Here is a 24538-nt window from a genome sequence, read left to right as displayed (position 1 = left end):
CCTAGGAATTCTTGTTCTCTTCGCGCATGCGCTGCTCAGCCAGATCAACTTCGTGGCGCAGACGGTCGGACATTTCGTGGAAGTAGGCCTTGAATTCGTCGGAGTCGCGGCGCATGTCCTGGCGGCGCGGGCGCTCCAGGTCGATCTTCATGTCGACAACCATGCGGCCGGGCCGGCTTGCCATCAGGATGACACGGTCACTGAGCAGGATAGCTTCCTCCAGGTCGTGGGTCACAAAGATGACGGTGGGACGCTCGGCCTCCCACAATCCGGTGAATTCTTCCTGCTGGATGGCGCGGGTCTGCGCATCCAAGGCGGCGAAGGGCTCGTCCATGAGCAGGACCTTGGGGTTCTGCACCAAGGTGCGGGCGATGGCCACGCGCTGGCGCATGCCCTGGGAGAGGTGGAGGACATCTGATTCGGCGAACTGCTGCAGGCGCACCTTGCGCAGCCATGCTTCGGCGCGGACCTTGCGCTCCTCCTTGGGAACTCCGCGCACCTCCATGCCCAGCTCGACATTCGAGCGGACGCGGCGCCAAGGCAGCAGGGCGTCGCGGGCGAAGAGGAATGCGGCGTCGTTGCCGCCGGGGCGGATTTCCTTGCCGTCGATCAGCACTTCGCCGGCGCGCGGCTTCAGCAGGTTGCCCACCATACCCAGCGCAGTGGTCTTGCCGCAGCCCGAAGGGCCGACGATGCTGACGAACTCCGATGGCTCGATGCGCAGGTTGAAGTTGTCCAGCACACGAACTGGGGTGTCGCCATGCAGGAAGCTGTGATTCACGTTCTTGAATTCAACGGAAACACCCTGCACCTTCTTGGTTTCGGTTGTGGTTTCAGCAATCTGGCTCACGGGAACCTCACTCTTACTCTCGGTCTTGAGCGATGCGCTGTCATCGGGTCGCATTCGCTCCAAGGGCTGGGTAGTTGTCGGGACCTGCCGACATGCTCTTTGCGCTTGTCAGCGAGTTTTAGCGGTGCAATGACGACCCTGTTCACGAGAACGGAAATGCTGTGGTCTGCATCACTTGCCGGTGTAGGAATCGTTTCAACACCCGTCAAACGAGTCAAGGAAAACCGGGGCGTTCAAGCCCTATCGCGACGATAGCTGGATTCTTGTTGCCCGCGATTGAAAACGATTAGAAGCTTTCACAAACGCATCGCTTGCGGTTTCGATCACTCCGACTGGAGCCCGCAATGCCATCCCAAGACCCATCACCTGGAGGATCAACATGACCACATCTGCGACTGCCGTGGGCACCCAGAAACACGGCAAGGCCACTTTCGATTTCGAGGGCCAGGTCGTCATCATCACCGGCGCCACAGGCGGCATCGGCACCGCGCTGGCCGAGAAGTACTCTGAAGCCGGAGCAAAGCTGGTGCTGCACGGCCGCAAGGAAGAAACGTTGCAGGAGCGCGTCAAGCACATTCAAGAGCTGGGCGGCGAAGCCGTCATGGTGACCGGCAACATCAAGGAGCCGGACACCGCGCAGACGCTGGTTCGCGCTGCCTTGGAGAACTACGGCCGCATCGATGTCCTGATCAACAACGCCGGAGGCAATTTCGCCGCGCGTCTGGAGGACATGTCGGTCAACGCCTGGAATGCCACCATCGGCACCAACCTGTCAGGCGCCTTCCACGCCGCCTGCGCGGTGCTGCCGGTCTTCGAAAAGCAGGGCGGCGGCGTCATCATCAACGTCGGTTCGGGCTCGGCGAACTACGCCCACCCGATGCGCGGTGCCTACGCGGCAGCCAAGGCCGGCCTGGCCTCGCTGACCAAGACGATGGGTTGGGAATGGGCAGACCGCGGCGTGCGCGTGAACTGCGTGGAGCCAGGAGCGACGTTGACCCCGAACTCGCGCTTCGCGGACAAGAAGACCGAAGCCACCTATGGTGAATTCCTGGCCCTGGGCCGTGTGGGTCTGCCGGAGGAAGTCGCCGATGCCTGCATCTACCTGTCCACCGATGCGGCCAGCTTCATCACCGGAACTGTCCTGTCCGTCACCGGCGGCCCCCACACGTCCTCGCCGTTGGACGTGCGCTTGATCCGCAAGCCGGTCGAAGCCTAGAAATCCTTAACTCAGACGAGTCCAGAAAAGGTGTACCCATGACAACCGCAACGCAAGCAAACGGGCCGGCTGTAGGCCAGTCCGCGAATGCCTACGATGACAGCACGATCCTCATTGAGCGCCGCAAGAACCGCATCAACCGGAACCTTACCGTCTGGGCCCTGCGCATTGGCGTGCTGGCCGCGTTCGTGGTGCTGTGGTCGCTCGTCGTCAGCCAGGGGCTGATGGACGAAACCCTGATCTCCACTCCGCTGGATGTGGCGACGTCCTTCGTGACCCAGCTGGCGGATAGCACGTTCTGGGTGGATGTCATGGCGACCTTCTCGGGAGCCATGGTCGGCCTGATCGCCGGTGCCGTGCTCGGCATCCTGGCGGGCGTGGTGTTCGTCCGCGTGGATGTCCTGCACGTCGCGGCGAAGCCGTTCCTGACCCTGATGAACTCGTTGCCTCGCCCGGCGCTGGCTCCGATCTTCATCCTGTGGTTCGGGCTGGGCTTTGGACCGAAGGCGCTGGTGGCCTTCTCCGTGGTCTTCTTCGTGCTGATGACCAGCACCATGGGTGCACTGCAGGCGCTGGATCACGATATTAAGCAGCTGACCACGTCCCTGGGCATGACCAAGGCGCAGCGCTTCTTCAAGATCGAACTTCCCGCCGCGCTGCCCTCCATCATCGGCGGCCTGCGCCTGGGCGCGGTCTACTCGGTGCTTGGCGCGGTGGTCTCCGAAATGGTCGGAGCCTACACCGGCCTGGGCCAGCGACTGGTGATCGTAACCAACAACTTCCAGGTCTCCGAGACCTTCGCCATCCTGCTGGCCATGGGCCTGCTGTCCATGGCGCTGGATGCCTCGATCTCCGGAGTCCAGAAGCTTGTCACCAAGTGGACCCGCTAACCGCCCGCTGAATGCCTGAAGGCTCGGCCCCGACACCTCGTGCGTCGGGGCCGAGCCCTTTGCCGAATTTGAAGGAGAATCATGCGCAACTTGCCAGTACACCGTGCGGTGCCGGCCAACGAGGTGCCCCATGGGCAGTTGTTCCGGCTGGAGGGGCGGAGCTTCATCGTGCTCGGCGCAGCGGCCGGCGTCGGGGAGCATATCGTGCGCACCATCGTGGCCCTGGGCGGTGCGGTGTTGTGCGTGGACCGCAGCGCCGAAGCCGTCGATCTGCTGGCCGACGAGCTGGGCCAGCCTGCGCTGGCTGTGGACTTTTCGACCGAGGCGGGCATGGCGCGCGTGGCGGGTGCGGCGTCGCTGCACTTCGGCGAACTTGCCGGCTATGTGGACGTGGCCGGCCAGATGCATCCGCAACGGATTGCGGACTACGGGTTGGAGCACTGGCAACAGGATTTCGCGGTGAATCTGGGGCATGCGGTGCTGGCCGCCAAGTACCTGAACCCGCTGGTGGTCCAGGGATCCATCGTCTTCATTTCCTCGACGGTCGCCGCGCGCGGGGGATTGATGGCGCCGGGCTACGGGCCTGCGAAGGCGGCACTGGAAGTGTGGGTGAAGCAGTGGGCCAATGCGCTGGGGACCTCCGGCACCCGGGTGAACGCGGTGGCCCCGGGGCTGTTCCTATCGCCACGGGTGGAAGCGAAGGGCTATCCGGACTCGGAGTGGGAAGTCCTCGACTCCCGGCCGGCGCTGGGCCGTCTGGGCCAACCTGCGGAGATCGCCTCCGCGGTGGCGTTCCTGCTGACAAATGCCGCCGGGTACATTACCGGGAGCACGATTCCCGTGGAAGGCGGCGCACTGAGCCGGGATTCGACCGGCATCGACCAGCTGCGGATCGCGCAGGCCAAGCGTCCTGAGGATGACTGAAATATTGCGGCGGAAACTCCCGTAAAAAATGTGATCAAGGTAACGTATGTTGCCAGTGGAATCATGCATTCTGCATTTAATTTGGTTAGAGGAGTTCGGAAAATATGAGATTTGCACAACTGCGCTATCTGGAGGCAGCGTTGCGGACAGGATCCTTCAGGCAGGCGGCCAAGGAGCTGGATATCTCTCAGCCAACCATCACGAATCAGGTGCAGCGCCTCGAGGAGGACCTGGGGGTCATTCTGGTGACCCGCGGAGCTAAGGGCGTCAAGCCCACCTATGCCGCCGAGCGCATCCTGCCGCACGTCATCGCGGCGGTGCAGGCTGAACGCATGCTGCGCGAAGAAGCCAGCGCGATCAGCGGACTGAAGCTGGGCACCGTGCGACTGGGCACGGTCCCCGCCGCATCGCAGACGGTGCTGCCGCGCGTGGTGCAGCGACTGCTTTCCGAATTTCCCAACGTCCGCTTCGACGTGGAGGAAGGCCCCTCCCGCATGGTGGCGCGCGGGGTGGTCAGCGGCCAGTTCGACGTGGGCTTGGTGACCCGTTTGCCTGGCATCGATGCCACCCAGGCGGACAACACCCTGTTGCACCACATCGACCTGCTGGCTGGGCGGCTGGTGCTTTCGGTGCCAGAAGGCCATCCGATGGCTGACAAGGATGAATTCGATCCGGCAGACTTGGAGGGCGAGTCGCTGATCTTCCCCGCGGAATCCAGCATCCTCGGCTCGGCCTGGGAAAAATTGCTGGAAGGCATCGAGGCGCGGATTGTCTACAAGACCCCGAACGCCGAAGCCTCGCAGTCGCTGGTGCGTGCCGGAGTCGGCATCTGCATGGCCAACACCCTGCTGGACAGCACCGTCAGCGGCAACGGGGTTTCGCTCGTGCCGCTGCCCTACAGCTGGGCGCATGCCAAGGTCTCCGCCGTGGTGCGCAAGGACGAGGCGCGCTCCTCGGCGGTTCAGGCGCTGATCCGGCTGCTGCGCGAGTCCTCGAAGAACTACGGCACCGGCAAGAACTAGTTTTCCACGTCGCGGACCCCGGTGTCCGGCCCAGGAGGGCCGGGGCCCGGGGTCCGTGTTGCGCACTCTGCCCAGTTGCCAGAAAAAGCGCGTTTGACCAGTCGCTACTTCACCGTGATAGCGCCCTCCGATAGCGCAGGGGTATCACCGTGCCAGAGCAAATAAGCTTCCAAACCCCCTTGCGTTTCTAGAGACTTATCTCACATGCAGGGCGCGACATCAGCGCCACCCCTTTTTCTCCAGTGAGGTGCAACGTTGTCCATCGCAACCGCCCAACACAACAGCTCCGAGTTCCTCGCCAAGCTGGTCGCCCAGGCCGCGGCCCGGGAGTCGGCCATGTTCACCGAGACAGAAGGCAAGGCCTTGCTTTCCAACTTCGGCATCGACACCCCGCGGGGCGTCGCGCTTGAGCTCGGTGCGCCGGTTCCGACCGAACTGCGCGAGCCGCTGGTCGTCAAGGCAGTCTCCGCGACGCTGGTGCACAAATCCGATGCCGGCGGCGTGAAGGTCAACGTCACCGCCGCGCAGCTTCCCGAGGTCACCGAGGCCATGCGCGCTTCGCTGGCCGCCGCCGGCCACGAGCTCGAGGGCGTGCTGGTCGAGGAAATGATCCCGGCGGGCCACGAGGTCATCGTCGGCGCCGTGCGCACCCCCGGCCTGGGCTGGACCGTCATGGTCGGCCTGGGCGGCGTGCTGGTAGAGGTCTTCGAGGATGTCAGCTTCGGTCTGGCCCCGCTGACCGAGGCCCAGATCTCCGCCATGCTCGGCGAGCTCAAGGGCCTGAAGGTGCTCAACGGCGCCCGCGGCGGCCTGAAGGCCGACATCCCGGCGCTTATCGGCCTCATCGGCCGCCTGGCCGGCCCCGAGGGACTGCTCGCGCAGCTGCCCGACGAGGTGCTGGAAATCGACCTGAACCCGGTCATCGTCTCCGCGGACCGCGCGGTCGCCGTGGACGCCCGATTCGTGGTCGGCGCCCCCCAGGAAGCCCCGCGCAGCCTGGAAACCCAGCAGCCTACCGACTTCTCCGCGCTGATCCGCCCGAAGCGCATCGCGGTGCTCGGCGCCAGCGGCAAGAAGCCGAACATGGCCAACCGCTTCATCCGCAACATCACCGACGGCGGCTTCGACGGAGAGATCATCCCGGTCAACCCGACCGCCGACACCATCGAAGGCCTGCCGGCCATCAACTCCCTGGCCGAGCTCACCGAACCGGCCGACTACGCCTTCGTGGCGCTGCCCGCCTCCCGCGTGGCCAGCTCGCTGGCCGAAGGCGCCGGCAAGCTGCGCTTCGCTCAGGTCATCTCCAGCGGCTTCTCCGAGGTCGCCGAAGGCCGCGAACTGGAAGCCGAGCTGATCCGCACCGTGAAGGACGCCGGCATCCGCCTGATCGGCCCGAACTGCCTGGGCACCCACTCCTCGCCCGGACGCTACTCGTTCCTCCCGCAGGCTCCGCTGCGCCAGGGCGGGACCGCCGTGGTCTCGCAGTCCGGCGGGCTGAGCGTGGACATCCTGCGCATGGGCGCCGCCAACGGCATCGCCTTCCACTCGGTGGTTTCGGTGGGCAACAGCGCGGACATCACCGCCGGCGAGCTGCTGCGCTCCCACCTGGCCGACGACGAGGTCTCGGTCATCGGCCTGTACCTGGAGTCGCTGGGCATCGCCCGCGAGGTGCTGGACGTGCTGGCCCAGGCCCCGGTCCGCAAGCCGGTGGTCCTGCTGGCCGGCGGCCGCACCTCCGGCGGTTCCCGCGCGGCCACCAGCCACACCGGCGCCCTGGCCGGCAACCACCGCCTGTGGCCTGCCATCGCCCGCCAAGCCGGCATCACCTTGGTCGACTCGCTGGCCGACTTCACCAGCGCGCTGCACGCCCTGTCCACCCTTGACCTGTCGGTCAAGCCGCAGAACACCGAAGCCGTGCTCTTCGGCAACGGCGGCGGCGCCTCGGTGCTCGGCGCTGACGCGCTCTCCCGCCAGAAAGTGGGCACCGCACCGCTGCCCCAGGCGGTCATCGAGAAGCTCGAATCCCTGGACGTGCCGCCGGGCAACGGCTTCCACAACCCGATCGACGTCCCGGCCGGCACCCTGGCCGTAAAGAAGGGGCACATCGCGCAGGACATCCTGGGCACCGTGCTCGCCGGAGCCGAACCCGCAGTACTGATCACCCACCTGAATGTGGGCATCATCCAGCGCAACCTCGGCGCCACCCTCGGGGACGTCACCGGCAACATCATCGACTCCATCGCCGCGGCCCGCGACGCCGCGCAGACCAACACCCACCAGATCCTGGTGCTCAAGACCGACGGCAGCGTGGAGACCGAGGACATGATCTCCGGCTACGCCCAGCGCGCCCGCGCCATCGGCATCCCCGTCTTCGACGCCTTCGAAGACGCCGCGCTGGCCACCCGCGCGGTCCTGGAACAAAGCGAACACATCCACCAGCTGGCTGACGCCTCAGAAGGAAAGTAAGAACATGACACAGGAAGCAGTCAAGGAAGCAGAAGCCGCCGTGGAACTGACCCGCGAGCAGGAGCACGAAGCACGCCGCAACGCGGCTCTGGCCATGGGCGGAACCCGCAAGCTGGAGGCGCGCCGCGCCGAGGGCAAGCTCAACGCCCGCGAACGCCTGGCCCTGCTGCTGGACCCGGGAACGTTCCGCGAATCCGGCCTGTTCACCACCTCCGCCGTGGAGGCGGACCGCGACAAGACCCCGGCCGACGGCAAGATCACCGGCACCGGCGACATCGAGGGACGCCGCGCCGCGGTCTGCGCCTACGACTTCACCGTCAAGGGATCCTCCTCCTCGCCGGTCTCCAACAAGAAGATGAGCCACTTCAAGGCGCTGTCCGCGAAGAAAGGCGTGCCGCTGGTCTACCTGAACGAATCCACCGGCATCCGCATGCCCGACGCCATGGGCGGCACCGGCATGGGCAACTCGAACTCCAAGACCCGCTTCCTGCGCAAGCGCGAAGCCCCGTGGGCCGCTGCGGCCTTCGGCTACTGCTTCGGCTCGGCCGCATGGCACACCGTCTCCTCGGACTTCGCGGTCTTCCGCAAAGGCAGCGTGCTGGCGGTCTCCAGCCCGAACCTGGTCTCCCGCGCCACCGGCCAGAAGGTCGACGCCCAGGAGCTGGGCGGCTGGAAGGTCCACTCGGACATCACCGGCTACGCCGATGCAGTGGCCGACACCGACGAGGAAGCCATCGAGCTGATCCGCCGCTTCCTGTCCTACCTGCCAAGCCACAACGGCGAACTGCCGCCGACCGCGCCGATCCCTTCCGGCTCGGGGGAGAACCAGGACCGCATCAAGGATATCGTCCCGGAATCACGCACCCAGACCTACGACGTGCGCCAGGTCATCGAGGTCATCGCGGACACCGGCTCGGTCTTCCCGCTCAAGGCCCGCTACGGCAAGTCCCTGGTCACGGCCCTGGCCCGCATCGGCGGTCAGAGCGTGGGCATCATCGCCAACAACCCGAAGTTCAAGGGCGGCGCCCTGGACGGCCAGGCCTGCGACAAGGCCACCAGCTTCCTGGTGCTGTGCGACTCGTACAACATCCCGGTGGTGCACCTGGTCGACCAGCCCGGCTTCCTGATCGGCCTGGAGGCCGAGCGTAGCAAGGTCGCCGGCAAGATCATTAACTGGATGAACGCGCTGTCCCTGGTCACCGTCCCGAAGATCGCGGTCACCATGCGCAAGAACTACGGCCAGGCATTCATCAACATGGGCGGCGGCGGCACCGCCGACGCGACCGCCGGCTGGTGGAGCACCGAGGTTTCCTTCATGGATCCGACCAGCGCCGTCTCCGTGGTGCACGGCGTGGACCCGCAGGAGAACCCGGAGGAGTACGCGCAGCGCCTGGCCGAGATGAGCAAGGGCACCTCCGCCTACGACGTGGGACGCGTGTTCGGTTTCGAGCAGGTCATCGACCCGGCCGAGACCCGCGAGTTCATCCTCGGATCCCTGTCCGACCAGTTCAACGCCCGCACCGGCGGCATCAGCGAACACAACCTCAGCATGTGGCCAACCAGCTTCTAAGGAGAAACGCATGAGTCAGTATCCAGAATCAGTCCTGGTGGCCAACCGCGGCGAAATCGCCCGGCGCATCATCCGCACCGCCAACCAGCTCGGCGTGCGCACCATCGCCGTCTACCACGAGGTCGACGCGAACCTGCCGTACGTGGCGGAGGCCTCCGAGGCAGTGCAGCTGACCGGGGAGATCCCGGTGAAGTCCTATCTGGACTCCGCCCAGCTGCTGGAGGTTGCCAAGGCCGTCAACGCGGCCTCCATCCACCCGGGCTACGGCTTCCTGGCTGAGTCCGCGACCTTCGCCCGCGCCGTCCAGGCCGCGGGAGTCAAGTGGATCGGCCCGAGCGCCGAGGTCATCGAGGTCATGGGCGACAAGGTCGAATCCCGCCGCACCGTGGCAGCCGCCGGGGTCCCCATCTCGGGAGACGCCGGAGCCGCCCTGGAAACCGCCGACGAGGCGGTCGCCGCGGCGCAGGAAGTCGGCTACCCGGTCATGGTCAAGGCTTCGGCCGGCGGCGGCGGCATCGGCATGGCAGTGGCCCACGACGCCGAGCAGCTGCGCAAGGCCTTCGAGAACACCAAGTCCATGGCCGGCCGCAGCTTCGACTCGGACCGCGTGTTCATCGAGCGCTTCGTGGCCTCGGCCCGCCACGTGGAGGTCCAGGTCCTGGGCTTGGCCGACGGCACCGTGATCGCCCTGGGCGAGCGCGACTGCTCCACCCAGCGCCGCCACCAGAAGCTCATCGAGGAGTCCCCGGCTCCGCACCTGGATCCGGCGGTACGCGAACGCCTGATCCAGTGCGCCATCGATTCCGCGGCCTCCGTGGGCTACGAAAACGCCGGCACCGTGGAATTCCTGCTGGACACCGTCACCGGGGACTTCGTGTTCCTGGAGATGAACACCCGCATCCAGGTCGAGCACCCGATCACCGAGATGACCCACGGGGTGGACCTGGTGCAGCAGCAGCTGTCCATCGCCCAGACCGGCACCACCACCGAGGACTTCGCGCCGGCCCAGAACGGCCACGCCTTCGAACTGCGCATCTGCGCCGAGGACCCGAAGAAGTTCTTCCCGCGCCCGGGCCCGGTGAACACCTTCACGGTTCCGGCCGGCGAGGGAATCCGCGTGGATTCGGGCTACACCGCAGGCACCGAGGTCTCCCAGCACTTCGATTCCCTGGTGGCCAAGGTCTGCGTCTGGGGACGCGACCGCGGCGATGCCCTGCAGCGGGCCATCAACGCCCTGGATGAGCTGGAGATCGACGGCTTGATCACCAACAAGCCGTTCCTCGACGAGATCCTGCGCAGCGCCGAGTTCGACTCGGGTCACTACGACACCTCCCTGGTGGAACGTATCCAAAAACGACTTAAAGAAGAAGCCAAACTGGCAAAGAGGAGTGCATGACAATGGCCGAGAACATCGCATCGGACATGGCCGCGAACGTCTGGAAGATCCTGGTCTCCCCGGGCGACGTGGTCGAGGAAGACGACACCCTGCTGATCCTGGAAGCCATGAAGATGGAGATCCCGGTGACCGCGGACGACGCCGGAACCGTCCTGGAAGTCCTGGTCGCCGAGGGCGACTCGGTGGGTCCGGGCCAGAACCTGTTCACCTTCGAATCGGAGTAAGACATGCCAGTGGCAACCAGTGAAGAACTGCAGCTGCCGACCATGCTCAAGGCCTGGTCGGTCATGGAACTGGGCGACCCAGCCGATGCGCTGAAATTCGCTGAATACGTGGTGCCGTCCATCGGCGACGAGCAGGTGCTCGTCAAGGTCCTGGCCTCGGCCGCGAACTTCCCCGACGTGCTGATGTGCCGCGGTGAATACCAGGTCAAGCCCGACCTGCCCTTCACCCCGGGCCGCGAGGTCTGCGCCACGGTGATCGCCGCCGGCAAGAACGTCACCCGTGCCAAGGTGGGGGACCGCGTGCTGGGCCTGACCACCCTGCCCTACGGCGGGTTCGCCGACTACGCGGTGATGGACCAGAACGTGGTGCACCAGGCGCCGGATTCCCTGGACAATGCGCAGGCCGCCAGCCTGTTCATCGGCTACCAGACCGGCTGGGTGGGCCTGCACCGGCTGGCCCGCATCCAGCCCGGCGAGGTGCTGCTGGTGCATGCCGCCGCCGGCGGCGTGGGCTCGGCAGCCATCCAGTTGGGCAAGGCCGCCGGGGCCACGGTCATCGGCGTGGTGGGCGGCGAGGCCAAGGCCGACTACGCCCGCAAGCTCGGCGCGGACCTGGTCATCGACCGCCGCAAGGAGGACTTCGTGGCCGTGGTCAACGAGTTCACCGACGGCCGCGGCGCCGACGTGGTCTACGACCCGGTGGGCGGCGAGGTCTACCAGAAGTCCACCAAGTGCATCGCCTTCGAAGGACGCATCATCGTGGTCGGCTTCGCCGGCGGCGAGATCCAGAGCGCCAAGCTGAACCACGCGCTGGTGAAGAACTACGCGATCCTCGGCATCCACTGGGGCCTGTACAACAAGAAGAACCCGCAGGTCGTGGACGACTGCCATGCAGAGCTGACCAAGCTGGCCGACGCCGGGAAGATCAACCCGTTCGTCTCGGAGCGCTTCGGCATCGACGGCGTACCGGCCGGGCTGCAGCGCCTGGCCGACGGCAAAACCGTGGGGCGTGTGGTCATGGAGCACACCGCATAGCACCATCTGGGCAATGGCGCCCGGGAAAGAACCATCAGCAGTACCTTCAATGCACCGACTCGCCGTGGACTTTGCGGCCACCTTCAAGGAGTGACAATGACGTACCACCAGAACCAGCTGGCGGCAGCACCTGCCGGCGGACTGTCCCGCCGGTCCCTGCTCAAGTACTTGGGCGCCGGGTCGGCCGCGCTGGGTGCAGCTTCGCTGCTGTCCGCGTGCGGTGCCGGGGGCAATGCCTCCGCCGGAGACCTGCAGCCGTTCAACGTGGCTTCTTTCCCGGGCGACGCCTACTTCCTGGACACGCTCAACCTGGAAAACAAGGACTATGCGAACCACGGGCTGAAGGTGGACAAGCACCTGAACCCGCAGAGCGGCGTCCAGGCCTTCCAGCTGCTGACCGCCGGGGCGATTGACGGCTACGCCGCCGACACCCTGCTGCTGCTGGCGACCCACGCGAACTCCACCAAGGGCAAGCGTCCGCTGCTGCTGGGCTTCCGCATGGTCGAGACCACCTACGGCATCGTGGGCGCATCCAAGCACCAGTGGCCGTCGAAGGACGCGAGCTTCGAGGAGAAGATGGCCTCGCTGAAGGGCAAGCGCGTGGGTGTGACCAGCGTGGGCGCCGGCGGCGACCTGCAGCTGAAGCTGGCCCTGGAACTTGCCGGCATGAAGTACTCGGACGTCACCGCGCTGGCCGTCGGGCCTACCGCGCAGGCGATTCCGAACCTGAAGGCCGACCGCATCGACGCCTACGTGACGGTGCAGTGGACCGCGACCCGCTACGTGTCCCAGGAATCCGGCGGCACCGTGCTGATCGACTTCGCGGAGCCGAACGTCCCGGACATGATGCGCAACCAGGCCGTGGTGGCCATCGGCATGCGCGAGGAAATGGTCGAGAAGGATCCGGGCATCGCCCAGAAGTGGCTGGCCGCGCAGGACGATGCGAAGAACTGGATCCTGCAGAACAAGGAAGCCGCCGCCAAGATCATGAACGACACCGCGCTGGGCGGCAAGGGCATGAACATCGCTACCGAATACGTGGAGCACTACTCCAACGACATCGCCCCGAAACTGCAGCCGATGTTCAAGGCGGACCGCAAGACCGTCGAGCACATGGCCGACCTGGCCTTGCGCTTCGGCAGCGTCAAGAAGGGCGACATCACCTATGAATCCCTCGTACCCGAATTCGCAAGGGCGTGAACCAACCCATGACTTCAGCTGAGAAGACCCAGACGGCGCAGGTGTCCTCGCCGGCGGGCCTGGACCTGCCGGCCTTGAAAAGCTGGCTGGACACGAACCACCCCGGCCTGGTCGCCGGCGACCTGTCCGCCACGCTGATCACCGGCGGCAAGTCCAACCTGACCTATCTGCTGGGCGACGGGAGCAGTGAGTGGATCATCCGCCGCCCGCCGCTGGGCAACGTCATGGCCACGGCCCATGACATGCGCCGCGAATACGACATGGCGCATGCGCTGGCCGGAACCGAGGTCCCGGTCCCGCAGATGATCGCCTACTGCGCGGACAAGGAGGTGCTGGGCGCCGAGTTCTACCTGATGGAAAAGGTCAACGGCGTCCCGTACCGCTACAAGCAGGAACTGGAGCCGCTGGGCGCCCGGCGTGCCCGCGAGATCTCCATCGAGTTGGTGCGCACCCTGGTCAAGCTGCACCAGGTGGATTTCGAAGCGGTGGGCCTGGGCGGCTTCGGCCGCCCGCAGGGCTACCTGGAACGCCAGGTCAAGCGCTGGAAAACCCAGATGGAAAATTCCAAGACCCGGGAACTGCCCGGCGCGGACGAGCTCTACGAGCTGCTGGCGGCCAATGTGCCGCAGGACTCCGTGCCCGGCATCGTGCACGGCGACTTCCGCCTGGACAACGTGCTGATGGGCCCGGACGATAAGCCGGCCGCCGTCATCGACTGGGAAATGGCCACGCTGGGCGACCCGCTGCTGGACTTGGCCCTGATGCTGGTCTACCAGCGCCGCGCGAAGATCGTCGCGGACTGGGACAGCACCAACAAGGACGAACTCGATGTCACCCTGGCCGAGGGCTACCTGGACGAAGAAGAGATCATCTCGCTCTATGAACAGGAAAGCGGCCGCAAGCTCACCGGCTTCGGCTTCTACCTGGGGCTGGCCTGCTTCAAGCTGGCCGGCATCTCCGAAGGCGTGCGCTTCAGGCACCTGAACCGCCAGACGCTGGGCGAGGGATTTGAAAACGCGGGCTATGCAGTCCCGCTGCTATTGGAACTTGGACTGGACGCAATGAAGGAGTACAAGTAAATGGAATTCGCAATGGATGCACGCACCGAAGCCCTCAAGGCAGAACTTGAGGACTTCATGGAGAAGTTCGTTTACCCGAACGAGGAAGCGTACGAGGCAGAGCTGGAAGCCATGCCTGAGCCGTATGCCTTCACCCGCTCGAAGATCCTGAACGAGCTGCGCGACGAGGCCCGCCGCCGCGGCCTGTGGAACCTGTTCCTGCCCGGCGAGCGGGGCGCTGGCCTGACCAATGTGCAGTACGCGACCTTGTGCGAGATCACCGGCCGTGCCCGCACGCTGGCTCCGGCGGCGCTGAACTGCGCCGCCCCGGACACCGGCAACATGGAGCTGCTGAACGAATTCGGCACCGAAGAGCAGAAGGAGAAGTGGCTGACGCCGCTGCTGAACGGCGAGATCCGCTCCGCCTTCGCCATGACCGAACCGGCGGTGGCTTCCTCGGACGCCACCAACGTGGAGACCAGCATCCGCCGCGAGGGCGACGAGTATGTCATCAACGGCCGCAAGTGGTTCATCACCGGCGCGCTGAACCCGGATGCCGCGTTCTTCATCGTGATGGGCAAGACCGATCCGACCGAGGCACGCCACCGCCAGCAGTCGCAGATCATCGTCCCGCGCGACACCCCGGGCCTGAAGGTCCTGCGTTCAATGGACGTGATGGGCTTCAAGGACCACTACAACGGCGGCCACGGCGAGATCGAGTTCGACAACGTGCGTGTCCCGGTCTCCAACCTTATCGGCGAGGAAGGCGGCGGCTTCGGCATCGCCCAGGCCCGACTGGGTCCTGGCCGCATCCACCACTGCATGCGCGCCATCGGCATGGCCGAGCGCGCCATCGAGATGATGTGCGCCCGCGCCGACTCCCGCACCGCCTTCGGCAAGACCCTCAGCGAGCAGGGCGTGATCCGCGACTGGATCGCCGAATCCCGCGTGCGGGTCGAGCAGCTGCGGCTGATGGTGCTGAAGACCGCTTGGCTGATGGACACCGTGGGCAACAAGGGTGCCCACACCGAAATCCAGACGATCAAGATCGCCACCCCGCAGGCCATCGAGTGGATCTTCGACAAGGCCATCCAGGTGCACGGCGCCGGAGGCCTGTCCCAGGACTTCAACCTGGCGGAGGGCTTCGCCTACATCCGCACCCTGCGCTTCGCCGACGGCCCGGACGAGGTGCACAAGAACGCCCTGGCCCGCAATGAGCTCAAGCGCCAGCGTGCGCTGCGCGAGGAGAAGGTCCCGGCCAACGCCTAGGCCTCGCGGCGCCCCGAAAAGAGAGAATCTCTCCTTTCGGGGCGCCGCGCGCCGTTAACCCGGAGGATCGCATCATCAGCGATCAACGAATCTTTTCGCAGTCTGCAAGCACTGGGCTATCACCTCGATACGGCATGTGAGATTGCTTACACGCCCGCGACCCTAGGATGATCGAAACATGTCAACAAATGCCATGACCACAGGTGAGAAAGACGCGGCACAGGCCGCGCCCCACAGCGTTGCGGGCCACCCGGGGATCCAGTCCCTGAGGGTCGCCCGGAAGGAAGAACTGGCCGAGGGCGTCGTCCGCCTGCGGCTGGAGGAGCCCAACGGCTTCCGGGTCCCTGACTGGACCCCCGGCGCGCATATCGAACTGGTACTGCCCACCGCCACCCAGGGCGCCCTCTCGCGGCACTACTCGCTGTGCGGCGACCGCTGGGAGGCTTCTTCCTACGAGGTGGCGGTGCTGCGCGAACCCAATTCCAAGGGCGGCTCGCACTACATCCACGACGAGCTGGTCGAAGGCCAGATGCTCAACGTGGGCACCCCGCGCAACAACTTCTCCCTGTCCCAGGCCAAGCGCTACGAATTCATTGCCGGCGGCATCGGCATCACCCCGATCATGACCATGATCGCCGCGGCGGAGCAGCTGGGCATCGACTGGCACCTGCACTACGGCGGACGCTCCCGCGCCTCCATGGCCTTCCTGCCCGAGCTGGAAGCCTACGGCGACAAGGTGACCATCTGGCCGCAGGACGAAATGGGGCACCTGAACCTCACCTTCCTGGCCGAGACAGTGGAGCACGGGCGCGTGTACTGCTGCGGCCCGGAGCCGCTGCTGAACGCGGTGGCCGGCGCGGCTGAGGCCTGGCCTGCGGGCACCGTGCGCTTCGAGCGCTTCGTCCCGGCGCAGCTGCCGGAGCCGGTGCGCACCGAACCCTTCGAGCTGGAGCTGGCGATCTCCAAGAAGGTCGTCACCGTCGGCACGCAGCAGACAGTGCTCGGCGCCCTGAACGACGCCGGCGTGCCGGTGCTTTCCTCCTGCAACGAGGGCGTCTGCGGCACCTGCGAGGTCGGCGTGCTGCGCGGCACCCCGGAGCATCGCGACTCCCTGCTCAACGATGCCGAACGCGCCAAGAACGACCGGATGTTCGTTTGCGTATCCCGTGCAATTTCAGACCGCCTGGTCCTCGACCTCTAGGAGAACACTCTCATGACTGCAATGACCAAGTGCCCGGTGGCCGGCGGCAAGATCCCGGTGCTGGACGGCGACCCGTTTTCCCCGGAATCGCTGGAAAACCCGCTGCCGTTCCAGGAAGCCCTGCGCGAGGCAGGCCCGGTGGCCTACCTGAGCAAGTACGGCGCCTACGCCATCGGCCGCTACGAACACATGTCCCAAGCCGTCTCCAACTGGCAGGAACTGACCAGTGGCGAAGGCGTCGGGCTGCTGCCGCCGAACCGCGCCCGCGGCCTGCTGCAGATGGATCCGCCGGAGCACGATGCTCCGCGCGAGGTGCTGCAGGAAATCCTCTCCGCCCGCGTGCTGCGCTCCATGAAGGACAACTGCATGTCGCGCGCCGAAGCGCTCTTCGACGAGCTGCTGGACGAGGTCCCCGCCGGCGGCGAGGTGCTGGTGGACGGTGCGCAGCAGATCGCCGCGGTGTTCCCGGTGAACTTCTTCCCGGACGCCTCCGGCATCGACCCTGACGGGCGCGAAAAGCTGGTGCCGTACGCGGACCACATCTTCAACAGCCTGGGGCCGCGCAACGAGCTGTTCGAGAAGGGCGCCGGCCAGGCCAAGGAACTGAACGAATGGGCTACCGGGAAGTGCCAGCGCGACGCGCTGGCCCCCGAAGGCTTCGGCGCGGACATCTGGGCCGCCGCCGACCGCGGCGACATCCTGCACGAGCATGCCCCGCTGCTGACCCGTTCGCTGCTTTCAGCGGGCGTGGACACCACGGTGTACAGCATCTCCGGTCTGATGCACGCGCTGGCCACCAACCCGGACCAGTACGAAGCGCTGAAGCAGAACCCGGGTCTGGCCCGCGTTGCATTCGACGAGTCGCTGCGTGTGGTTTCCCCGGTGCAGCAGATCTTCCGTGTGGCATCTACCGAAGTGGAAATCGATGGCTTCGTGATCCCGAAGGGAAGCCGTGTGTTGCTCTCCTTCCAGTCCGCGAACCACGATCCGCGCCGTTGGGAGAACCCAAAAAAGTTTGATCTGACCCGTGACCCGTCGGGCCACCTGGCCTTCGGCATGGGCATGCACCAGTGTGTGGGACAACACGCGGCCCGCCTGCAGTCCGCCTGCCTGCTGGAAGTCATGCTCCAGCGCGTGGCCAAGGTGGAAATGGCTGCACCGGTGGAGTACTACCACAACAACGTGCTGCGCGGCTGGGGCAAGGTCCCGATGCGTTTCACGCTGGTCTAGGCGGAAGACTTAAGTAGATACAGAGAATTCCGGCGTCGTATCCCTGCCAGCCAATGGGTGGGGAACGGCGCCGGTTCTTCTTGCCGTGATGGGGACGGGAGCGACCAGGGGGCCGGACAATAGTCCGGCCCCCTGGTCGTCTGCATTCAGCCGTGGCTCGGTTGGCCTGCAACCTCGAACAGGCCCGCGGCGCCCACGCCGCCGCCCACGCACATGGACACGACAACGAACTGGGTGTCGTGGCGCTTGCCCTCCAGCACGGAAGCACTTCCGCTGATTCCAGAATCCTGTAAATTTTGCGGGCCAGATACCGCTTGATCCACCTGCGGATTTCTTTCAGCGTCTTGGCTTCCGCAACGGGTCATTGACGATAAGAAACCGACAGCGTTGCGGGGCGCGACGACGACATGGCGATCGAGCTGAACCTCGTGCTTCCGGTGTTCGTCCGGAAGTTCGCGAACCCCTACCATGCTCTGTGCTTGGCGTACTCTGCGGCGCAGTTGTGGCAGTTCGTCTGCCCGTCGAACTCGCTCGCTTGGCTGCGAAGCCGGACCGTGAAGTAGCCGGGGCAGCGTAGCGCCAAAAGAGTAGTAGGCCCTCCATCCGTCAACGGTGCTGGTTGCGCAGCCATAACCCGAGCTGCCGCGCGTTCCTGGAGGAAGGTCTCGCGTAGCGAGACAGTTCGTCTGTCCCCGCGCAGTTGTCGACAAGCTCCCCACCCGTGCATGCCACGCTGCATCGAAGGCTGCATTCTGTCGGTCCTCCGCCGGCCCATGAAGCTGACTGAAAAGACTGATTTTGGAGATGCTAGTTATGCCCGGTGGTATGCACGCTGCTGATCAACCAGCCGTCGTTGAAGCCGCTGCACTTCGGTGTCCCCGGAAGCTGCCGACATCCACTGATACTCATGGGAAAATTCGAGGTTCTTGGCCTATGCCGCGCGCCAGCGGGTCGAGAAGCCGGCTGGCCTGCCCTGGGGAACGCCGGAACAGCTCCTGAGTTTCCACTGACGTGGAGTGGCGGGCATTGGTTACACGGTGGGGCGAAATAGAACGTTGGGATGATACGTTTCTTGGCCTGCCAAGTAATAATTAATCTCATCAACACTCGCACAGAAAGAGGCACCGTGAAGAAGGAATTTACTAAACCAGCTCTAGCATTGGGAATGGCTTGCGCGCTGCTCCTCACTGGTTGCTCCGCTGCAGCAAATGAAGCTGGTGGAACTTCTTCGGAGAAGAACGCCAGCGCGTCGCCAGCCGTCAAGGAGCTGAGCGCCATCGAGAAGGTGCGCGAGGCCAACCCGGACAACATCGACCCCACATTGATCTACAAGTCGATCGGCGAGAACTCGAACGGCAAGTACGTGGTTCTGGGCGCGAACCCGAATTCCAAGTTCGCAAAGTTTGACCCCAAATTGTGGAATCAGACGGGCGACAACTGGACAGAAGCTGAGATGGCCAAGATGCAGGTGGCTGCCATTGATTTCCTTGCCGCCACCATGCTTTCGGGGCCAGGCGTCGGCGGTAACGATGCCGACCGTAGCAAGCAGGCTGACGAAACCCTCAAGAAGATGGACAAGGCTTCCTTGGCCGATGGCGGAGAGAAGGTCGTCCGCGACGTATTCAAGGGGCCGGATGCCAATAACCCGTTCCTGATCGTTACGGATCCCAAGGAGTCCAAATCGATGGGTTATCAGGTTTTCCAGGAGGCAACCTCCAGCCGGTACCTCGACGCGAAGGTTATCGTGAACCATGCCGAGTCCTATGACAAGGGGTACAAGGGGCCACTGGGCACCGCCACCGCAGACATTGCCTCCGTAGACGTGGCTGCGCTGGTGAAGAAAAAGCTGGTCAAGGACGGTGAAACCTATGCCCAGCCGGTGTACATCAACTACGACATTAGCTTCGTCAAGGACGGTAAAGACGTCAGCATCACCGGGGTCAACATTATGGGAACTGACTTCAGTGACGCTCCGACGAAGGCTGAATTCTAACCCCTCAAGCCAATCAGTAGCGTCAGCCAGCGTGGACGAAGTTACCACGACCTGTCTTGGATGCGTGACCAAGCGTGGCTTGTTGTCGTATGCCAAGGAATGGTAGATAAATACATGCTGACACGTGGAGACATGATCAAGCGCATGATCGAGTTGAGGTAACGAGACTCAGCTCGTTCGTTTTGCGGTGTAGAACAAAGTGGGCCCTCAGTGCGAGGGTCCACTTTGTATTGCTCTACCCGGTTCGCCAGAAAGCTGCCATGTTGAAGCAGCGCTCGCCCAGGTTCATCGCCATATTTCTTGACGGAATCGATTAGCCCCTGAACACCCTGAATCTGGGCATCCAACCGATCCGCCATTTCACTGAGGTCCGTACCCGCGCCCACATTTTTCCGTATGCGCTCTGCGTACCTGACTTGGCACCTGCTCACCGCCCTGCCCCACCATCACCCAGCACCGGGCCATGGAACTGATCGCCGAGCACCTGGAGCAGCTGAAAAGCACGTCAGCGTAGCCCGACACGAGAAAGGAGAAAACGCTGGAAACCTTGTGATTCCGCGGTTCCCAGCGTTTTCCCTAACGACTCTTCGGGTTAGCGTGCAACCTCGAACAGGCCCGCGGCGCCCATGCCGCCGCCCACGCACATGGACACGACAACGAACTGGGAGTCGCGGCGCTTGCCTTCCAGCAGTGCTGAACCCACGGCGCGGGCGCCGGTCATGCCGTACGGGTGGCCCAGGGCGATGGCCCCGCCGTTGGGGTTCATCTTCTCGGGGTCGATGCCCAGGAAGTCACGGCAGTAGACTGCCTGCGCGCCGAAAGCCTCATTCAGTTCCCAGACACCGATGTCCTCGATGCGCAGTCCATGCAGGCGCAGCAGCTTCGGGATCGCGGTCACCGGGCCAATGCCCATCTCTTCCGGTGCGCAGCCGGTGACTGTCATGCCGCGGTAGTAGCCCAGCGGGGCCAGCCCTAAGGACTTGGCGTACTGTTCATCCATCAGCACGTTCGCGCTGGCGCCGTCGGATAGCTGCGAAGCATTGCCGGCGGTGACGGTGGGGTTCTCGGTGAACTCGCCAGGCTGCAGCACGGTGCGCAGGCCGGCCAGGCCCTCCGCGGTGGTGCCGGCGCGGATGCCTTCATCCGTGTCGACGAGCTGCTCGAATTCGCTGACTTCACCGGTCTCCTTGTCGGTGCGCAGCGTGGTCACCTGGATCGGTGCGATTTCTTGTGCGAAGGTGCCGTCGGTGGAAGCACGCAGCGCCCGGGCCTGCGACTCCACTCCCATGGCATCCTGGCGCTCCCGGCTGACGTCGTAGCGCTCGGCGACAACTTCGGCGGTGCGCAGCATCGGCATGTAGAGCCCCGGAACGTTCTCGGACAGCCACTGGTCCTCGCGGCGGTAGGTGTTAAGCTGCTTGTTCTGCACCAACGAGATGGACTCCACGCCCCCGCCCACGGCGACCCGCATGCCGTCGTGCAGGATCTGCTTGGCGGCGGTAGCCACAGCCATCAGCCCGGAAGCGCACTGCCGGTCGATGCTCTGCCCTGCTACGGTGACCGGCAACCCGGCCCGGAGAGCGGCCTGCCGCCCGATATTCGAGCCGGTTGTTCCCTGCTGCACGGCGCAGCCCATCACCACGTCTTCCACGGTGGCAGGGTCCACCCCGGCCTTGGCCAGGGCTGCGGCAATCGCATGCCCGCCAAGCTGCTGGGCCGACGTGTTGTTGAATGCTCCGCGATAAGCCTTGCCTATCGGAGTGCGAGCGGTTGAGACTATAACTGCCTGGGTCATGCTGGCTCCTTCACGAGCGGACAGTGGGATTTATCCTTGCCAGCACAAAATCAGCGCGTGGAAAGGGCGTCCCCTCCAGCTTTCCATTCCCTGTTGATCTGGGGCTATGGGGGTGGCCCTCGACTTGGTGGGGCACCTCCCTACAACAATGCCGTGCAGCGGCGGCTGTCAAGAGGTCCGATTGCCTACTGACTGGTGCAAAGATGAGGCAACAGCGGCCAGAGGGGAGGCTCGCTAGACTCCATTCATGGACATCGAGTGCGACCCCTGGACCACGCTGCGCTCCGCCATGGGCAGGGCCGAAGACTCCCCGGCTGCCACCTATGCGCTGCTCGGGGATCCGGGCATCGGCAAAACGCACCTGCTCGGACGCCTGCACGAGCACGCCGCCGGGCAGGGATGGATCAGCCTGAGGGTGTGCGCCTACGAGCATGACCGGGACATGCCCTATGCCTTGCTGCGCACCCTGCTCGGGGTGCTGGACGGCACGGACTCCCAGCCCATGGTCCGCGCCGCGACGGACCAGCTGCACAGCTTGCTGGACGAACTGGTGTTCGCCGGTTCGGGCGAATCGGCGCCTGCGGTCAATTATCTGCCGGTGCACGTGTTCACCGGATTGCTGCGCACGCTCACCCGGTGCGCGCCCCTGCTGCTCACCGTGGACGACGCCCACCTGGCGGACGTGGAAAGCCTCATCGCGCTGAGCATGGCCGCCCGCCATCTGGCCGGCAGCCGCTTGCTGCTGATCTGTGCCTCCCGCACCCAGCCCTGGCAGCAGTCGACGGAGCTGGCCTCCACCGTGGGCAACCTGGTCAGCGCGCAGGATGGCACGATTTGCGAATTGGAACCGCAGCGCGGAACCCGGCTGGTCGAGCTGGTGGTCTCCCTGCTGGGTGCGACCCCGGAAGCCCGGCTGTGCGGCTACTTGTCCGAACGCACCCGGGGCAATGCCCTGCTGGTGCGCGAAACGCTCAATGCGCTCAAGGCCGCCGGAGCGGTGCGCCTGGAACAGGGCCACGCCTACCTGGTTGACGACGTACCGCCCATGTTCACCCGGCGTGAGGCGCTGCTGCACCAGGTGTTCGCCGAAGACGTGGACGGACGCGAACTCGCGCAGCTGATCTCCGTGTTCGGCCGAGTCGACCTGGATTACCTGCCGTTGCTTGCGCGGCTGCATGATGCACCGGAGGAACAAGTACGGCAGGCATTCGATTCGCTGGTCTCCGGCGGGGTGCTGGTTCCCGGACAGGCTGGATGGTACGAGTTCAACCACCCGCTCATTGGGGAATTGCTCTACGAGGACATCGGCCCGGCCGAGCGGCGCAGCATCCACGCAAAAATCGCCGGCTACTTCAACGGGGCTTCGACCAGCCTGCGCATGCCCCAGCCCGAAAGGGTGCGGCACCAGATCGAGGGAGCCAGCCGCGGGGACGAGCAGGCAATCGCGGCCGCGCTGCGCACCGCGGAGCAGACGCTGGGGACCTCCCCGCTGACCGCGGCCCGCTGGTACGAGCGCGCCCTGCAGATCATGCCCATTGGCCACGAGGCGCGGGCTGAGGTGTTCAGCCGGCAGGCTTCGGCCTGCTGGAAGGGCGCCCGTCCTGCGCAAGCGCTGGAGCCAGGCTTGCGTTCGCTGCAGCTGCTGGGACCCGGCAGGATGCTTGACCGCACGGTGGCCACCTTGGTCAACTGCTACAACTCCATGAGCCGGTTGGAGGAAGCCGAAACCCTGCTGGCCGAAAAAATGCCGGAGCTGCGGGACCGTGCGCCCTTCATCGCCCAGCGGGCCGCGGTGGCATCGCGCCTGGGGAATACGAAGGCCGCCCGCCGCCTGCTAGCCCAGGCCTGGGAACTGGTTGCGGAATCGGAACCGGCGAGCCAAGTCATCGCCTATACCTTCTTGTGGCAGGTGGAGTACTGCCTGGGCGATTATGCCCGGATGCTCGAAGCGCGGAAACAACTAGAAGAACTGGCAAACAGCGAATCGCTGCAGGAAGGAAGCCGCGCCAGCGCCCTGGAATCTGCCGCGCATTTGGCTGCGCTCGCCGGGGACACGCAGGCCGCGCACGCATACTGGTGCCGTTCCCAGAACCATTCCTGCAGGGCGGGATTCGCGGACCTGGGGGGACAGGCGGTGGTCGCCCAGGTGCTCGCCGACTTCGGGCAGGGACGTTGGGATGAAGCCGAACGGCTGATTGCCCGCGAGGCAGTGCAGCTTGAATTCTCGGACCTGCACAGCAACCTGTTCCGGCTGCGGTTGATCGAGGTGCAGATCCTGATGGCACGCACCGACTTCAGGCGGGCATCCGAGGTCCTGCAGCAGATCCGTCCGGAATCTGCCGGGCATGTCGAGTACGCCATCTGGCAGGCGGTCGGTGCACAGCTTGAGGTGGCCATGGCCAACCCGATCCAAGCCGTCGCAGAGCTGCACGACCTGTTGGCGAAAGCGCGGCACACCGGGTGGCATGAGGTGGCCACCCTTGCGCTGGTTGGGTTGCTTGAGGCCGCGCTGGCCGCCGAGGACCGCGGCCAGACAGAACTTCTGGCACAGCAATTGGCCGAGCATGCGCGACGCACCGGGCTGCCCCGCGATATCCAGCTTTCAGCGCTCTACCTGGCCCTGGCCGGCGTGGCCTCCGATTCGTTGTACGCACTGGCCGACACCGAGCTGTGGGAGGGGGAGTACTTCATCGCCCAGGCGCGCTGCGCACTGGGACTATGGGGAATCGATCCGCAGGAAAACCTCGCGGCCGCCAGGAAGGCTTTCGAACGGATGCGCGCCACCGTGTGGACCAAGCGGGTTGAAAACGCCGCACGCCGGCAGTCGGTGGTGCTTGAACGGCCGGCCACTGCTCGGTCATCCGCGGCGCAGACGCTGAACGACACCGAGTTGAAGCTGGTCCAGCTGTTGTGCGAGGGAATGAGCAATCGCCAGATTGCCGAGGTGCTCAGTTACAGCGCCAAGACCATCGAGTCCTACCTGACCAAGCTCTACCGCAAGAGCGGATGCGCTTCGCGGGTGGAGCTGATCGTGGCTTTCGAACGCGGGGACCTCGTGCTGGCGTAGTCTGCCCGTTACCTTGTTGATAGCTCCCTCACCCGAGGATGATGGGAGCTGTCGGCCGGCCAATCCCGGCATGGTGTCTTGCCCCTGCTTATCCAATAGTCCGGGGGGTGTTGCCACCGGGATTGGAGGGCA

General features: G+C 65.0%; 18 protein-coding genes. 16 read left to right on the top strand and 2 right to left on the bottom strand.

Going from position 1 to position 24538, the window contains the following annotated elements:
* Position 1 precedes the first annotated feature (1 nt).
* Entirely contained in the window at positions 2 to 850 is an 849-nt protein-coding gene (locus tag C1H84_RS08995; protein ID WP_220124895.1) for an ABC transporter ATP-binding protein, read from the bottom strand.
* A 379-nt stretch (positions 851 to 1229) separates the two neighbouring features.
* Between C1H84_RS08995 and C1H84_RS08990 the strand changes: the two genes are divergently transcribed.
* The 15 genes from C1H84_RS08990 to C1H84_RS08915 all read left to right on the top strand — a co-directional run bounded on the left by C1H84_RS08990 (position 1230) and on the right by C1H84_RS08915 (position 19544).
* Entirely contained in the window at positions 1230 to 2066 is an 837-nt protein-coding gene (locus tag C1H84_RS08990) for an SDR family NAD(P)-dependent oxidoreductase (RefSeq protein WP_113607196.1), read from the top strand.
* Between the two features lie 38 nt (positions 2067 to 2104).
* Entirely contained in the window at positions 2105 to 2956 is an 852-nt protein-coding gene (locus C1H84_RS08985) for an ABC transporter permease (RefSeq protein ID WP_113607195.1), read from the top strand.
* An 81-nt stretch (positions 2957 to 3037) separates the two neighbouring features.
* Positions 3038 to 3880: an SDR family NAD(P)-dependent oxidoreductase gene (locus tag C1H84_RS08980; RefSeq protein WP_113607194.1), complete on the top strand. Its 843-nt coding sequence runs from the start codon at positions 3038 to 3040 to the stop codon at positions 3878 to 3880.
* 104 nt (positions 3881 to 3984) lie between these two features.
* A complete protein-coding gene (locus tag C1H84_RS08975; protein WP_113607193.1) occupies positions 3985 to 4902 on the top strand; it encodes a LysR family transcriptional regulator in 918 nt (305 codons plus the stop codon).
* A 255-nt stretch (positions 4903 to 5157) separates the two neighbouring features.
* Positions 5158 to 7368, top strand: coding sequence for an acetate--CoA ligase family protein (locus tag C1H84_RS08970; RefSeq protein WP_113607192.1), 2211 nt, complete (start codon positions 5158 to 5160; stop codon positions 7366 to 7368).
* A gap of 4 nt (positions 7369 to 7372) precedes the next feature.
* On the top strand, positions 7373 to 8938 hold the full coding sequence (locus C1H84_RS08965; protein WP_113607191.1) for an acyl-CoA carboxylase subunit beta: 1566 nt from the start codon (positions 7373 to 7375) through the stop codon (positions 8936 to 8938).
* Positions 8939 to 8948: 10 nt separating this feature from the next.
* Positions 8949 to 10334: an acetyl-CoA carboxylase biotin carboxylase subunit gene (locus tag C1H84_RS08960; protein WP_113607190.1), complete on the top strand. Its 1386-nt coding sequence runs from the start codon at positions 8949 to 8951 to the stop codon at positions 10332 to 10334.
* Between the two features lie 2 nt (positions 10335 to 10336).
* Entirely contained in the window at positions 10337 to 10558 is a 222-nt protein-coding gene (locus tag C1H84_RS08955; protein ID WP_113607189.1) for a biotin/lipoyl-binding carrier protein, read from the top strand.
* A 3-nt stretch (positions 10559 to 10561) separates the two neighbouring features.
* Positions 10562 to 11593 carry an NADPH:quinone oxidoreductase family protein gene (locus C1H84_RS08950; protein ID WP_220124894.1) on the top strand — a complete coding sequence of 344 codons (1032 nt, stop codon included), beginning with the start codon at positions 10562 to 10564 and terminating at the stop codon, positions 11591 to 11593.
* Positions 11594 to 11689: 96 nt separating this feature from the next.
* Positions 11690 to 12793, top strand: a complete 1104-nt coding sequence (locus tag C1H84_RS08945; protein ID WP_113607188.1) for an ABC transporter substrate-binding protein — start codon at positions 11690 to 11692, stop codon at positions 12791 to 12793.
* An 8-nt stretch (positions 12794 to 12801) separates the two neighbouring features.
* Complete coding sequence (locus C1H84_RS08940) at positions 12802 to 13872, top strand: phosphotransferase family protein (protein WP_113607187.1); 1071 nt, start codon at positions 12802 to 12804, stop codon at positions 13870 to 13872.
* The gene (locus C1H84_RS08935; RefSeq protein ID WP_113607186.1) at positions 13873 to 15120 is read left to right on the top strand and encodes an acyl-CoA dehydrogenase family protein; all 1248 of its coding nucleotides are present in this window, start codon (positions 13873 to 13875) and stop codon (positions 15118 to 15120) included.
* 178 nt (positions 15121 to 15298) lie between these two features.
* The gene (locus C1H84_RS08930) at positions 15299 to 16321 is read left to right on the top strand and encodes a PDR/VanB family oxidoreductase (RefSeq protein ID WP_244910860.1); all 1023 of its coding nucleotides are present in this window, start codon (positions 15299 to 15301) and stop codon (positions 16319 to 16321) included.
* A gap of 12 nt (positions 16322 to 16333) precedes the next feature.
* Positions 16334 to 17551, top strand: coding sequence for a cytochrome P450 (locus C1H84_RS08925; RefSeq protein ID WP_220124893.1), 1218 nt, complete (start codon positions 16334 to 16336; stop codon positions 17549 to 17551).
* A gap of 1126 nt (positions 17552 to 18677) precedes the next feature.
* A complete protein-coding gene (locus C1H84_RS08915) occupies positions 18678 to 19544 on the top strand; it encodes a hypothetical protein (RefSeq protein ID WP_146955987.1) in 867 nt (288 codons plus the stop codon).
* Positions 19545 to 20136: 592 nt separating this feature from the next.
* Here the strand turns inward: C1H84_RS08915 and C1H84_RS08910 are convergent.
* Positions 20137 to 21339 carry an acetyl-CoA C-acyltransferase gene (locus tag C1H84_RS08910; protein ID WP_113607181.1) on the bottom strand — a complete coding sequence of 401 codons (1203 nt, stop codon included), beginning with the start codon at positions 21337 to 21339 and terminating at the stop codon, positions 20137 to 20139.
* A 247-nt stretch (positions 21340 to 21586) separates the two neighbouring features.
* Here C1H84_RS08910 and C1H84_RS08905 point away from each other — a divergent pair, with 247 nt between their 5' ends.
* The gene (locus tag C1H84_RS08905) at positions 21587 to 24406 is read left to right on the top strand and encodes a helix-turn-helix transcriptional regulator (RefSeq protein WP_113607180.1); all 2820 of its coding nucleotides are present in this window, start codon (positions 21587 to 21589) and stop codon (positions 24404 to 24406) included.
* Positions 24407 to 24538: the final 132 nt, after the last annotated feature.

Source organism: Glutamicibacter soli (assembly GCF_003309065.1).
In the GTDB taxonomy this organism is placed as follows: domain Bacteria; phylum Actinomycetota; class Actinomycetes; order Actinomycetales; family Micrococcaceae; genus Glutamicibacter; species Glutamicibacter soli.
The sequence above is the reverse complement of the archived record's forward strand: the minus strand, read 5'-3'. Positions and strand labels throughout refer to the sequence as shown.